This window comes from Lacinutrix iliipiscaria, from assembly GCF_042686125.1.
GTDB classification, from domain to species: Bacteria; Bacteroidota; Bacteroidia; order Flavobacteriales; family Flavobacteriaceae; genus Oceanihabitans; species Oceanihabitans iliipiscarium.
On record NZ_JBHUOV010000001.1, the window covers coordinates 1,503,398 to 1,517,721 of the forward strand.

The 14,324-nt window shown below is 31.4% G+C and carries 13 protein-coding genes; 1 reads left to right on the forward strand and 12 read right to left on the reverse strand.

Annotated elements, in window-relative coordinates; genetic code table 11:
• Positions 1-52 precede the first annotated feature (52 nt).
• The 7 genes from ACFS5M_RS06865 to ACFS5M_RS06895 all read right to left on the reverse strand — a co-directional run bounded on the left by ACFS5M_RS06865 (position 53) and on the right by ACFS5M_RS06895 (position 7,784).
• Positions 53-970, reverse strand: coding sequence for an AraC family transcriptional regulator (locus ACFS5M_RS06865; protein ID WP_183487108.1), 918 nt, complete (start codon positions 968-970; stop codon positions 53-55).
• A 150-nt stretch (positions 971-1,120) separates the two neighbouring features.
• Entirely contained in the window at positions 1,121-1,648 is a 528-nt protein-coding gene (locus ACFS5M_RS06870) for a hypothetical protein (protein WP_183487110.1), read from the reverse strand.
• Between the two features lie 3 nt (positions 1,649-1,651).
• Positions 1,652-2,563, reverse strand: a complete 912-nt coding sequence (locus tag ACFS5M_RS06875) for a helix-turn-helix domain-containing protein (RefSeq protein WP_183487112.1) — start codon at positions 2,561-2,563, stop codon at positions 1,652-1,654.
• 5 nt (positions 2,564-2,568) lie between these two features.
• Positions 2,569-3,681, reverse strand: coding sequence for an MBL fold metallo-hydrolase (locus tag ACFS5M_RS06880; RefSeq protein ID WP_379898305.1), 1,113 nt, complete (start codon positions 3,679-3,681; stop codon positions 2,569-2,571).
• The gene (locus tag ACFS5M_RS06885; RefSeq protein ID WP_183487114.1) at positions 3,681-4,631 is read right to left on the reverse strand and encodes an SDR family oxidoreductase; all 951 of its coding nucleotides are present in this window, start codon (positions 4,629-4,631) and stop codon (positions 3,681-3,683) included. Before ACFS5M_RS06885 ends, ACFS5M_RS06880 begins: the two co-directional genes overlap by 1 nt.
• Positions 4,632-4,846: 215 nt before the next feature.
• Complete coding sequence (locus ACFS5M_RS06890; RefSeq protein WP_183487115.1) at positions 4,847-5,347, reverse strand: hypothetical protein; 501 nt, start codon at positions 5,345-5,347, stop codon at positions 4,847-4,849.
• Positions 5,348-5,591: 244 nt separating this feature from the next.
• Positions 5,592-7,784 carry a bifunctional alpha,alpha-trehalose-phosphate synthase (UDP-forming)/trehalose-phosphatase gene (locus ACFS5M_RS06895; protein WP_183487118.1) on the reverse strand — a complete coding sequence of 731 codons (2,193 nt, stop codon included), beginning with the start codon at positions 7,782-7,784 and terminating at the stop codon, positions 5,592-5,594.
• A gap of 80 nt (positions 7,785-7,864) precedes the next feature.
• On the opposite strand from ACFS5M_RS06895, the gene ACFS5M_RS06900 reads away from it, so the two are divergent.
• Entirely contained in the window at positions 7,865-9,637 is a 1,773-nt protein-coding gene (locus tag ACFS5M_RS06900; protein WP_183487120.1) for a glycoside hydrolase family 15 protein, read from the forward strand.
• A gap of 530 nt (positions 9,638-10,167) precedes the next feature.
• Here the strand turns inward: ACFS5M_RS06900 and ACFS5M_RS06905 are convergent.
• The 5 genes from ACFS5M_RS06905 to ACFS5M_RS06925 all read right to left on the reverse strand — a co-directional run bounded on the left by ACFS5M_RS06905 (position 10,168) and on the right by ACFS5M_RS06925 (position 14,217).
• Entirely contained in the window at positions 10,168-11,052 is an 885-nt protein-coding gene (locus ACFS5M_RS06905) for a sugar phosphate isomerase/epimerase family protein (RefSeq protein WP_183487122.1), read from the reverse strand.
• Positions 11,053-11,062: 10 nt separating this feature from the next.
• Positions 11,063-11,779 (reverse strand): DUF6090 family protein, encoded by a 717-nt coding sequence (locus ACFS5M_RS06910; RefSeq protein WP_183487328.1) that lies wholly within the window; start codon positions 11,777-11,779, stop codon positions 11,063-11,065.
• A gap of 76 nt (positions 11,780-11,855) precedes the next feature.
• Positions 11,856-12,620 (reverse strand): DUF6090 family protein, encoded by a 765-nt coding sequence (locus ACFS5M_RS06915; RefSeq protein WP_183487124.1) that lies wholly within the window; start codon positions 12,618-12,620, stop codon positions 11,856-11,858.
• A gap of 174 nt (positions 12,621-12,794) precedes the next feature.
• On the reverse strand, positions 12,795-13,544 hold the full coding sequence (locus ACFS5M_RS06920) for a DUF6090 family protein (protein ID WP_183487125.1): 750 nt from the start codon (positions 13,542-13,544) through the stop codon (positions 12,795-12,797).
• A gap of 418 nt (positions 13,545-13,962) precedes the next feature.
• Positions 13,963-14,217 carry a hypothetical protein gene (locus tag ACFS5M_RS06925; RefSeq protein ID WP_221267555.1) on the reverse strand — a complete coding sequence of 85 codons (255 nt, stop codon included), beginning with the start codon at positions 14,215-14,217 and terminating at the stop codon, positions 13,963-13,965.
• Positions 14,218-14,324 lie beyond the last annotated feature (107 nt).

Here is a 14,324-nt window from a genome sequence, read left to right on the forward strand (position 1 = left end):
TTGCACATAAGGTTGCTTTGTTGTGTGAATTTTAGCTTGTGTTGCAATTTTTTTAGTTTTTCTTTTTGCGATATGTAGAAGGTGAAAAGCGAGTTTGCTTTTTAAAGAAATTGCTAAAATGGGCTGTTTCTGAAAAACCTAATTTATACGTTATTTCCTTAATGGATTTTGATGTGTTTTTTAAAAGTGATTTTGCGTAAGAAGTAGTGCGCTCATTTATCCAACTACTTGGTGATTTGCCTGTTTTACTTTTGATTACTTGACTAAAATAACTTGAATTGAGCTGTTGCAGATTTGCATAATCTTGTGGTTGAAAAATTTTATCGACTTTGTTCTTGGCCAAATCGGTGTAGTGCTTTTCTAAATTTTCCTTAAATGCTTTTACAATTCGCGATTGATTGCTTCCCTCTTCCAAAGGATGGTAGTTTTGCCAAAATAAAGCTTTAATTTTTAGTAATAAAGCAACAAGTAAGCTGCTAATAATTTTTTCTTTATAAAGTGAATTACTTTGGTATTCATTCAGAATTTGAAGATAGATAGTTTCAATCTCTTTGTATTGTTTTTCACTAGGATTTTGTGGCGGAACGGTTTCTGAAAGCAGGAATGGAAATTCGGAAAAAATGTTTTGATGCATATTTGTCTTTAGAAATTCTTCACTAAACGTGATAAGGTAGGCGGCTTTTAATTCAAAAAATTCAAAAGATTTTATATGTCCTGGATTTGTAAAATAAATGGTTCTTGAACCGTATTCAAAAGTTTGCTCATCAGTTGTATAGTTTCCTTTACCGTTTTTCACAAATATAAAAGAGTAGTAGTTAGTTCTAAAGACTGGTGATTTATATGGTATAGTTTTATGTATGTCTAATAAATCGTTTATAGAGAATTGACTGTTTTGTTCGATTGGAATTTCCAATGTGTTATATAAGTCAACGACTCTATTAAAGAAGGCTATGTCTGTTGTGTTATTCATTTAGTTTGTGTTGGGTTACTTTACGCCTAAAGCATTTGTATATGGTTTCGTTCAGATGAAGGAAAACAGCAAGGTTTAGACTTGCTTTTTTTCAATTATGAAATATACAATTTTTAATCATCTCAAACACTTAACAGCCTAGTGTAGCAATTAATTATGAATGTTGTGTGCGTAGTTATTTTGAATATCCGCTAACTTTAATTCTTTGTGGTAGCTATCTATTCTTGAGTGTGCAGTTCCGTCAACTAATAAGATAATTATCAGCATAGCAATTGTTGTAATGCTAATTGCTCTCCAAGTTGGTGTGCTAATAAAAAGAATTAATAAGGCAGCTAGGATAATTAGAACTGGAATTACCTTAAATACAACTGAATATTCCTTTAAAGTGCTCTCTGTACGTTGAATTTCGGACTGATAAAAAGCAGTTGCATCATCGCTAAATGCTTTTTCAAATTGAGTAATCCTTGATTTATTGGTGTAAAATAAACCAAGTCCTATTGTCATAAGTAATAACCCTGCTACCAACGTAGGAATGATATAAGCCTTTGCTAAATCTGTTTTCCCTAATTGCCAAAATCCAACACTTGCGATTAAAAATCCAATCGCGAATAAAATAAAGAAACGTGTTGAGAATACTTCGGCTTTTGCCCATTCTGTGGCTAATTTTAATAGTTCCATTGTTTAATTTAATTTATATTTTTCTCGGTATTCTGTTGGACTGATACCTTCTTTCTTTTTGAATAACCTTGAGAAATATTGTGGATATTCAAATCCCAATTCATAGGCTACTTCCGAAATACTTTTATTTGGTTTTAATAAAATATTTTTTGCTTCGTCTATTAAGCGTAAGTGTAAATGTTCTGTAGTTGTTTTACCCGTTTCTTTTTTAAGCGTATCACTTAAGTAACGTTGCGAAACAGACATTTTATTTGCTATTTCTTCAATATTTGGAATACCCTTTTCTTGTACAAGCCCTAATTCGAAGTATTCTGTTAATTGTAAATTAAAACGTTCCAATAAGTCATTTGATAATTCTTTCCTATTCAAAAACTGTCTTTCATAAAAACGATTGGCATATTTCAATAGTGTGTCCAATTGAGAAATGATGATTTCCTTACTGAACTCATCTTGGTTGTTTTGGTATTCTATTTCAATATTATTTACTATCGATTCTATTTGCTTTTCTTCTTTTGGCGAAAGGTGCAATGCTTCATTAGCTGAATAAGAAAAGAAATTATATTTCTTAATCTGTTGAGCTAATTCTGTTCCTTTCAGAAAATCTTCGTGAAAGTTTATCGAAAAACCCTTTTGCTCAAAAACGATACTACTATCCCATTGTACCACTTGTCTTGGCGCAATGAAAATTAAAGCACCATTCGTGAAATCGTATTTTGTACGACCATAATTTATATTTCCTTTTACTATTTTCTTAAAGCTAATAGAATAACTATCGGTTGAAATGGGTGGTGAACTTTCTCTCGGGCAAGGCAAAAACTCATCTCCCTTTGCTGTATAAACACTCAACATAGGATGCTCTGGACGAGGTAGTTGCATATATTCTAAATATGATGATAATGTTTTAAAATGTTTCATTTCTATTATTTTAGGTTCCACCAATGCTTAAATTGCTGTAAACTATCGTTTAAGTTTACTTGCTCTCCAACCATTGGCGTTAATATTTTATAGTCTTTCCTATTTTCTTCATCTACAATATTCACTAGTGGTTCATCCCAATCGTGATTGGCCAAGGTGAATTTTCCCGAATGCACAGGTAAAATAGCTTTTGCATTTAAATCTGTTGCAGCCATTATTTGTTCGCCTGGTAACATATGAATGTACTTCCACTTTTCATCATATTGGCCATTTTCAAGAATTGCCAAGTCAAAAGGTCCGAATTTACTTCCAATATCTTTAAAATGCGTATCGTATCCACTATCGCCACCAATGTAAATTGTAGCATTTGGTGATTTTAATACAAAGGATGCCCATAATGTTTTTGCTCTTTTAAATCCTCTTCCCGAGAAATGTCTTGCAGGCGTAATATGTATTTCAAATCCTTTTTCAAATTTAAAAAAATCATACCAATCTCCTTCTAAAATCACTTCAGGATTAAATCCCCAAGCCTCTAAATGCACACCATTACCAAGACCTGTAATGACATTCTTAATTTTTGGTTTCAACTTTTTCAGTGTTTTATAATCCATATGGTCCCAATGGTCGTGTGATAAAAACAAATAATCTATTTCTGGGATGTCATCGGTTGTATAAATATCAGTTCCATTATAAGCTTTAGTGGTAAATGAAAGAGGTGACGCATTACCGCTAAAAACAGGGTCAACCAATATTTTTTTACCATCTAATTGCATAAAGTAAGATGAATGTCCCATCCATATCAGCACATTTTCATTTGCTTTAAGTGCTTTCAAGTCAGTTTTAACCGAAGGTATTTGTAGAGAAGGCTCTTTTGGTTTAGAGGAAAAAAGGAATTCATACATCACTTTGCCATAGCCAACACCTTCTGTAAGCATTGGTGTATAATTAAGGTTTTGAAAACTCCCATCCTTATAATTGGATGATTGTTCTATTTTTAATAAACGCTCTCCTGATGGATGTTTTCCAAATCGTTCTGTATTTAAAAAGATTAGTGTTCCGACACCAATAGTTATGATGATAAATAGTAGTGCAACCATTATTTTTTTAATTAAAGCCATTATATGTTCCAATTTACACCAGTTTCTTTTTCTGAAAGTTCCCATAATCTTTTAGCTACTGCTTTATCTTTAGCATGTGGTTCTATTTTATGTGCTCCAACTGGTCCTGTCCAATTATTTCTTCCTGTTGGTCCATAAAACCCACTTTGCTCTAAATTTGGTTCTGTTGCACACATCAATTGCGGATAAGCACCTTTTTCTGCAGATTGTGTTAATGGAGATAATTTCATGAGATTAAAGATGAATTTCATCATAAAACTACCACTTGAGTTTATTAAGTTGGTTCTTGAAGAGCCAGGATGACAAGCATATGCTTTAACATCTGTTTTACCAGAAGCGGTCAATCTATCTTGTAGTTCATAGATCGTCATAATCTGCGCTAGTTTACTTTGACTATATGCATTATTTGGCGTGTAATCTTTATCCCAATTCAAATCCTCAAATTTAATGGTTTTAATTCCCATATCATATCCCAAACTTCCTACAGTCACAATTCGTCCTTTTGATTTTTCAATAAGAGGGAACAATAAAGCTTGAAGTGTAAAATTGCCATAATAATTTGTTCCCATTTGACTTTCCCAGCCATCTACAGTAAGCGTTTGTTTTGGTACTTGGGCAATTGCAGCATTGCAAATTAGTGCATCGATTTGAGGAACTGTTTTTAAAACATCTTCCGCAGCTTTTTTTACAGAAGTTTGTTCCGACAAATCCATTTTTATTGCCAAAACGTCTATCTCGTTTCCAAGTTCTTGTTTTAGAGTTTTAATAGTATTTTCAGCCTTTAGTGCGTTTCTATTAAGCATTACCACCTTTGCGCCTTTTGAAAGCAATATTTTTGTTGCCTCAAAACCTGTTCCACTTGTAGTACCTGTTATAACGAATGTTTTACCGTTCAATTTTTTTATCCTATCAGGTGTCCAACCTTTTTTGCCAAATTGATTTGTATTCATTTTGTTATTTTTTTATTAATTAAAAGAATAAGGCAAAGATCGGGTAGAGGTGGACTTATTTTCTTATACAGATTTTCGAATGTTGTATACTATTTGGTTGGTTTTAATACAGACAACGTATTTGTGTATGATTTAGTTTTAAATGGGCAGCTTGTGGTTGAAATTCTGCTGGAGGAAATAGCGAGACAATAGACTATACACTTTGTTGTACGAAGTTAAAGGTTTTTATCAACTTTTTTCCAACTAATAAATACTAGAAAGTTACTAATTCCAATATACAATTGTTGCAAGACACCAATAACAAGCAATAATTTTAGCCAAGGGATATAACCTAATGCTGCTATAAAATGTAATAGTATCAAAGCTGGACCAATTATGGTATCTAGGATATCTTTAATTCCTCTAAATTCGGGTTTAATTTTATATTTAACAGCGGTAGAAATGATTGAGCCAAAGTTTACTAGATGCATTAATCCAATACCCAAGTTCGCTAATTTCCAGATTAGAGAATCATCTTCAGAGGCAATACCAATTATCTGAGGCAATAACGAGCCAACCAGAGCTGTCAAGGTTGTAGTGACTAGAGCTTGAAAACGTATTTTTTCATAATTATCCCAATTATCCGAATTATGTTTTAAAGCCACAACAACTCCTGTAAAACCTAAAGTCCCTAAGGCTATTTGGGCAAGCGTATTTAATAAATCGGAATGTTCCATTAATTAACTTAATTTATGACCTAATAATCATACTTGTTTGTTTAAAGATAGGAATTTAATTTGAAGTTTAAATGTAAGTATGAACGATTAGATTGATAGCAGTCCAAGGATTTAATTCTTTAGGTTATTTTTATTGCTATTATTCAGTCTGAATAAAATCAACTTTGAATTTGTTTCATCAATCTTATCTATTCTTAACTCTTAAAGTCTAATTTTTTAAGAAGTTTGGTTGAGCTTTGGTTATTCAAATTAATTTATTCAATAATTGCCGAACTTGCTCTGGGTCTTTAATCTGGTACATTGCTTTTGTTTTAGTAAAACCAACCTTAATTGTATAAGCCCAATCAGGAGCTTCTTCAAACATGTATTCATCAGTCCAATCATCACCAATTACTGTTATAAAATCATAATCTTGTTGCATTAAATAACGACTTACCGCTCGTCCTTTATTAACATTACTACTTTTAATTTCTATAACCTTATTACCCTTCAAGATAGAGAGGTCATTATTTGCAACCATACTTGTAAGGACGGTATTTAATTCTATGGTTCTTATTTTTGCTAGCTCAGGATCTGTCATTCTATAATGCCAAGCTAGTGAATATTTTTTAGTTTCAATAAAGGTTCCAGGTGTTCTATCTACAAAAGTTTCCAAAATAGGCTTAATACTTTGCATCCAATCTGTTTTTGGTCGCTCTAAAGCTGTCCACTCATTATTTTGATATAACCAAACACCATGATCAGTAATCAAAGTATATTGTTTATGACCAAACCATTTTTTAAAGGTTTCCTTGTCTCTGCCACTTACTAGAACTAAAGAGGTATCTTCTTTTTCTTGTAATTTATCTAAAATATTATAAAGTTCATCATCAGGCTCGGCATCTTGTGGGTTGTCTTTAAAACCAATTAAAGTACCATCATAATCTAAGAGTAATAATTTTTTCTTTTTCTTATTAAAATCGTTCACCAGATTATTCTCATATTCGCCAAGCAGTTTTTTAGTAATGATGTTGCTTTTGAGTTCGTTGGTTTCTTCTAATGATTTTAAAAACTCTTTTGCCCATTTTTCTACGTTATATCGCTTTAAACGCTTTTGTAAAAATTTCATTCGTGATTTTTGATCTTTCAGTGGCATTGTTAAAGCACGTTTTAGATTATTAGCAAAGTCTTCAAAACTGTTGGGGTTAATAATTAGGGCTTCATTCATTTCTAGAGAGGCTCCAGCCATTTCACTTAAGATTAATACACCATCGTTATTAATTCGGGTAGCAACGTATTCTTTAGCCACTAAATTCATTCCGTCTCTTAAGGGAGTGATAAGAGCGACATCAGAAGAAATATATAAATCTATTAATTTGTCAAAGGGCATGGACCTATAAAAATACCAAATGGGTGTCCAACTTACTGTGGCAAATTTGCCATTGATACGACCTACTAGCTCATCGGTTTCTCTCTTTAGTTTTTTATATTGGGTAACATTAGATCGAGAAGGAACCGCCAGCATAACGAGTCTTACCTTTTCCTTATATTCAGGAAACTTATGTAAAAAATATTCAAAGGCCTTTATTCTGTTAGGGATTCCTTTAGTATAGTCCATTCGATCTATAGATAGGATGAGTTTTTTGTCTTCTGAAATATGTTCATGCAATCTTCGATATAATTCTGATTTCTCTTTAGAATTACTACTGTGTTCTAAAGCCGCATTATAAAACTTATCATAATCAATTCCCATAGGGAACGAATCTACTTTAATTAGTCTGTCATGATAGCTGATTTGATTAAAATGAGCATCTAATCTTAAAATTCGCTTAACAGAACTTAAAAAATGGCGTTCATAATCGTAAGTGTGAAAGCCTATAAGATCTGCACCAAGCATACCACTAAGAATTTCTTTACGCCAAGGAAATGTTCTGAAAATTTCATAAGAAGGAAAAGGGATGTGTAAAAAGAATCCTATTGTGATGTTTGGTTTTTTGTCTTTAATAAGTTGAGGTAACAAGAGCAATTGATAATCGTGTACCCAAACTGTATCTCCATCATCAATATTTTCTAATACTATTTCAGCAAACTTTTGATTCACACGTTTGTAGGCCTCCCATTCGTGTTCTTCAAAGCCTGTATATTCCATAAAATAATGAAACAATGGCCATAAAGCTTTGTTACTAAAGCCCTCATAATATTCTTCAACATCATCCAAAGTTAAAGGAACAGATACACATTTCTCTTTTCGTATTTCTTTAGCAACTTTTTCAGAAAGTTCAGTACTTAATTCTTCTTCAGGAATACCAGACCAGCCTACCCAAATACCATTCCCTTCGGCATGAACAGATTTCATTCCTGTTGCTAATCCTCCTACACTTGGAATTATTTTTAAAGTATTTTGATGTATTATTACTTGTAGTGGTAATCGGTTCGAAACAATTATTGTTTTATTCATAATGATAATTTGCTATAACAAATTTGATTTCGTTAATTTAAAGAAAAATAAAGAGTTATCTACTTTAAATAGAAAGGTGTTTGAAAAATAATTTAGATTATGGCATAATTGGAAATTGTAGAAGTGCTGCATTAGTTTCTAAAGAAGGCTCAATCGATTGGTGTTGTTTACCTCAATTTGATTCACCTTCAGTTTTTGGAAAACTTTTGGATGAAAAGATTGGTGGTTCCTTTGGTTTTGTAGTAGACGATAGTTATAAAATTAAACAATACTATCTAGAAAATACGGCCATTTTAATAACTTCTTTTAGTAATGGATTGGACGCTTTTGAGGTACACGATTTCATGCCAAGGTATTATAAAGAAAATGGTAAATATCATTCGCCTCCCGAATTAATTAGACATATCAAACATATTTCTGGAAAGCCTAGCTTAAAAGTTGTATATAATCCAAAGTTAGAATATGCCAAAGGTGTTACCAATACTTATATAAAAAACGATTTTGTGGTTAGTTTAACCAATGATGATGTTTTTGATACCTTGTTTTTATATACTGATTTTAATAAAGAAGCTGTTGTTAGAGGTCATTCTATTACAATTATTTCCGACCACTTTTTCTTAGTAGGGTATAACGAAAAATTATTTGTACCTAATTTAAACATGGCATTTTCAGAGTACGAGCGTACTACTGCCTATTGGCTAAATTGGATTGAACGTACACCTAATTTTAAACGCTATAATAATTACATCGCTCGTAGTGCTATGACACTAAAGTTGTTAAGTTATGATAAAACGGGAGCGATTTTGGCTGCACCTACAACATCTTTGCCTGAAACCATAGGAGAGGTCAGGAATTGGGATTACCGTTTTTGTTGGATTCGAGATGCTTCTATGGTGATAAAAGTGATTTCACAATTGGGGCATAAAAATATTGCAAAACGCTATATAAAATTTGTTGTTAATTTGATTCCTGACAAGGACGAAAAACTTCAGATTATGTACGGAATTAATGGTGAGAAGAAGCTAACTGAAGAGTTTTTAGATCATTTGTCAGGTTATGAAAATTCTAGTCCTGTAAGAATTGGAAATGCTGCGTATAAACAGAAACAAAATGATATTTATGGGATTCTGATGGATATGATTCATCAATTATTACAGAGTTTTAATAATGATATTGAAAATGGTGAAGAGCTTTGGAGTATTACAAAAGGGATTGTTTGGGTGGTAAACAAGCACTGGCGAGAAGCGGATAAAGGAATTTGGGAGTTTCGATCGGAAGACCAGCATTTTACTTTTTCTAAAGTTCTATGTTGGACAGCTGTTGATAAGGCTATAAAAGTTGCTGAAATCTTAGGTAAAACGTCTAAGATCGCTCATTGGAAGTCACTAGAAGTAGAAATTCATAAAGATATTATGGAACACGCTTGGAGTGATTCTGCACAAGCATTTACTCAAGCTTATGGTTCAGATGATTTAGATGCTTCTGTTTTATTGATGGAATCTTATGGTTTTATTGATGCCAAACATCCAAAATATGTGAGCACTGTGAAAGCGATTGAACGCGAACTTTCTAATGATGGATTATTATACAGATATAAAACTCAAGACGATTTTGGATTGCCATCTTCATCTTTTACGATATGTACATTTTGGTTCATAAATAGTCTATACAAAATTGGAGAAGAACAAAAGGCTATCAAACAATTTGAAAAGCTTTTATCTTATAGCAATCATCTGGGACTCTTTAGTGAAGACTTGGATTTTGAAACTAAACGCCTATTAGGTAACTTCCCACAGGCTTATTCACATTTGGCATTGATTGAAACAGCAATTAATTTATCTGAAAATTACTAAAAAGAAAAAAGTTAAAGATATATTATCCTTTATATTGAATTACTGTTAAGCCCTTGATCTTTGATTCCTGAAGGTAGTGGTGTTAAAGATTCTATTAATTACACATCTTGTCAAATTAAGGAAAGTTTACTTTCTTAAAACAGATTTTTTAATGCTTCAATAATTTCATCAGGTTCTGACCGAATTCTATAGTCAACATTCATATAGCTCCATGTAACAACTCCATCCTGTCCTAATATAAATGTTGCAGGAATTGGTAATATATTACCATTACCATTACCATTATTAATTTTTTATAAATCATGTTTAAGTTACTATTTGTATTCTCACCAAACCTCTGCAAGAGTTTTGATTTTGCAAAGGCAAAATTGAGTTCGAATAGTCTAAAGGATTTTATCATTGGTAACTCCTAATGAAGTACAACGTGTTAGGGTTAAGATTTTTCCGTTCTGTTATTTAATTTAAAAATAAGAAAAATCCAGTCCTTAACCGATAAACGAATGGATTATTTATGTTGATGAGAGTAGTTTTTATTTTCCTTCTTCTACAATGTATTTTGAACTCATTAAATTCAATCCTTCAACATTTCTCTTTAAAACTTTTTGAACGTCTTCTGTTTTAAGGTGTCCTAAAATGCCCCATGGACCATGAAACCCTTGGTCTATTAACAGTTTGACCATTTCAAATTCATAGTCACCTTTCCCAATAGGCAATATTTGAGGGCCTTCCTTTTTTACGCCATTTAGATTAACAAAAGATAAATAGGGTTTTATTTTTTTTACAATTTCAGGAAACTCGTCTATATACTCTTGAGAATGATGAAAATTATAAACCATAGTTATCGAGTTTTGATTTAATTTTTCTAAAATTTCAACTTGATTATGCGGATTTCCAAACCAACCATGATGATTGTATAACGCTAACTTACATCCCATTTTATCAGCTTTTAATTTGATAAACTTGATCATTTCAATAGATAGTTCTATAGATTGTTCTTGGTTAAGTCCTTCAAAATAATTATTGCTAAAACTTAACCAAATTGTTGGCTTATATTCTACTTCATTTATATTACTTAGCAATTCTTGGTTTAGTGGACTCAGTTTACCTATGCTGTCTCTTTTAGCATTTAACCACAGAAATATTGAAACTATTTCAATGTTATTTTCTTTAGCGAGTTTAAACTCCTCTTTCATTTTAGTTAAATCACCTTTCCCTTTATTATAACCATACTTTGTGAAGCCCATTTGCTTTAGCATGTCTATACGCTGTTTCGGGCTTCTATCTAAAGCGTCAAAACCTATTATGCACCAAGGAGAAATCTTATCAACTTTAAATTGGGATTCAATATTATTGGAGCAAGAACTCACAAATATCAAAAGAAGAAGTAAACAAATTATTGTTTTAGAATTTTTCATGCTAATATATTTAGTCGTTTAATTCCGTTTCGATCTGGTTAATAATTTCATAGGTGTCTTTAATTAATGCCTCAAGTTTGTCAATTGCATCTTTATTAATCCAAAAATGAATTGCGGCATTATTAATATATTCAACTTTCTTATTTCTCAAATGTTTTGCCAATTCCATTTGATTTTGTTCACCAAACAAAAAATTTGATGCAGGTTCAAATCTCATAATACTGTTATTGTATGTGAAGGGAGCGTCATTAGGAAGTGCCCAATCTGTTCCAATCCTTATCCATTCTGCAATTTGTTTATGTTTCGCATAATGTTTGACCAATGCGTCTCGCAAATCTGAATTTCGGATATCTTTTAAATTTCCTGTACTCGAAAGGTCGTCAAAAGTTGAAGTTGAAGAGGAGAAGATAGGGTATATACTTCCGTAAGCAAAAAAACCATTTGCTGCTTTAATAAGATCTTGGTCAGAATATAAATTAGAGTTTAAAGCCAATGATAGTTTTTCAATAGTTTGTATTCCTTTATTTAAATCAGAAATATTGTTCTTGAATGTATTGATGTCATCTTTGTTTTCTATAAGAAGTCTATTTAAGTAAAGATTTTCTTGTTGAGCTGATTTGTGATTTTCATTCGCATTGTTAATCTGTAATGCAATTAAAATACCAATAACAACCAGAATAATTTCTCCAATAGCATATTTAAAATACTTTCCAGTTTTGTTTTCCATAAGTAGGTTTTGGCGAATTTTTCTAAAGAACTTTATCATGGGTAAACGTGTGGTTATATATGTGGTCTAAATTTCTCTATTTGCATTTTTTGTTTTTTAGTAGCTCTATAGGTTCTTGAATTTCCTTCTTTAAATTAGAAAGGTGTTGTTTCTGCCTAATTTGCATACCCAAAATAAAAACAAGATTATCTTGAAATTTTATGAATATTGGGTGAGTAGGGTCGTTTGTCCAATTAATGTTTGGCAAGAAATCAATATGTTCCTTGTCAAGTTCTTGCTTTACATATTCAATATCTTGATACCCTAATTCAGTTATAAGCTCAAAATCCGTATATCTTTTAACAATTTCGTACCGATTTTCTTTTAGTTGATTTAAAGAGTTGTTCAAAAAAGTACTGTGCTTAATAAGTCTGTTCTTTAATTTAATATCTGTTAACAGTTTTAATTGTCCCGAAGATGTTAAATCTTCAAAAGTAATGGTACTGGGTACAAAAACATCTTGTCTTAAAGAAGCTACAAATTTATTCAGGATTGTACTTCTATCATTTGGGAAGTTGTTTAAATCTTTTATAAGCTCTTTGTTGAGTTTTATTCTGTTGGTTGTCAGCTCATAATTTTCATTAATTAATCTCTCATTGAGTTCAAAGTCATCTAAAATTCTACAGTAATAATCAGCTTCAGTAATCTTATTTTTTCTGTTTTCATTCCAATTATTAATCTGAAGAGCAATCAAAATTCCAATTACCACGAGTATAATCTCACCAATGGCATATTTAAAATATTTTCCAGTTTTGTTTTCCATAAGCAGGTTTTGGCGAATTTTTCTAAAGAACTTTATCATCGGTTAATGGTTTGTATAATGAAGCAATACGTGTTCGTGTATGGTTTCTTACGGATTTTTAGACGAAGCGGCTTGCTATTTTTTACCAAACTAAGATAGTAAATTGTTAGTTAGTCCTTATACTTAATCAACTGTTCTAGCATGAACTATACCTTGTTATAACCAATTTTCTTTTTATTTTTTTATCTCTTTTTCAACTAAAACAATGGTTGAATCAACTTTAGTCAATATTTCTGAGAGTTGTTCTCTCAAGATATTATTATTAAGACGTGCTAGTGTAAATCCGTTTTTAATGCGTTTATTTTCGAGTGCAATTTCAACATCTTCTCTAGATAATTCAATTTTCTTATTTGGTTCTAAAAATGCTTTAAGACCATGTTCATAATCAATAAAATCCGCAAATGGTTTATAAAAATAATCAGTGTAATCATGATACAAATGATTTCTTAACTCAAACATTTGATTGTAATTATAATCAATTTGAAGTAATAACTGCTTAACTTTTTCATTTGTTAAAGTTGAAAGTTTGCCAGAATTAATAAGTTCTTTAAAAGTAACCAAACTTGGATTATGTGTTTCCCACATGAGTACATTTGTCCAATGGAAATAATAGAGATTAAGACTATCTACTTTTTTTGTATGATAGTAATTTTCCATAATCGTGGCGGACTCTGTTTTGGATTTTCTTCTTTCAATTATCTTAATTAGTTCAGATTTATCTTGTTTTAAATCTGATAAAATGTTCTTGAGATGAGTAATTTCTTCATTCCTTTTGTCATTATTGTTTTTAACAGTATTGATCTGTAGCGCAATTAGAATTCCAAAGACTACAAGTATTATTTCTCCTATAGCATATTTGAAATATTTTCCAGATTTTCCCTCGGAAAGTAAGTTTTGCCTAATTTTTCTAAAGAATTTTATCATCGGTTAGAATGTTTTCATCATGAAGGTTAAGTGTTCATATTATGATTAGTTGCGGATTAAGCCCAAGCTATTTTAGCTTTGGATGAGCCACTATTGGCGAAAATTTCGCTGGAGAAAAATCGCAGTCAATCAGCTGTCGCGATTTTTCAGTTTCGTTATTTGTTTAAAAGTAAGAAAAAATCTTCTGTTTAATTGACAACCGTATGAACAAAACATGTTGTTGGCTAGTGCTTATTATAGGTAATTGAAGAATAGTTCAGTAAGAATACCAAGGACAACACTTAATATAGCTGCTTTATGAGATAAACGTTTTAATTTAAATGTGTTAGCAAATGCAAACCATAAACAAAACAGAGCGCAAATCGATAAAATTATTGTTCCATATAATGGGACTATGCTTTTGAAAAGCCCTATTTGATTAAAAAAAAGGATCTAGCAAGGCAGTAAATCCAAAAAGAGCTAAAGTGAAATTCGTTTTTTTATGACCTATAAAAAGATAATAACTTGCAATTAATAGCTCAACACTTATTGCTAAGGGACCAAATTGGTTATAGTATTCTCTTTTAAAATAGGCTTCGAATCCTTGAGGAAATTCAATCATTGTTATAAAGGCAACACTTAAAGCAAGTCCAATAATCAAAAGTAATAATGCAATAATTCTTCTTTTTTTCATAAGTCGTTTCTATATGTGTTCTATCGTGTTTGTGTATGATTTTTTGCAGATTGAGCCGAAGCTTTTTTAGTTTTGAATGAGCCACTTGTAACGAAAAAATCTACTGA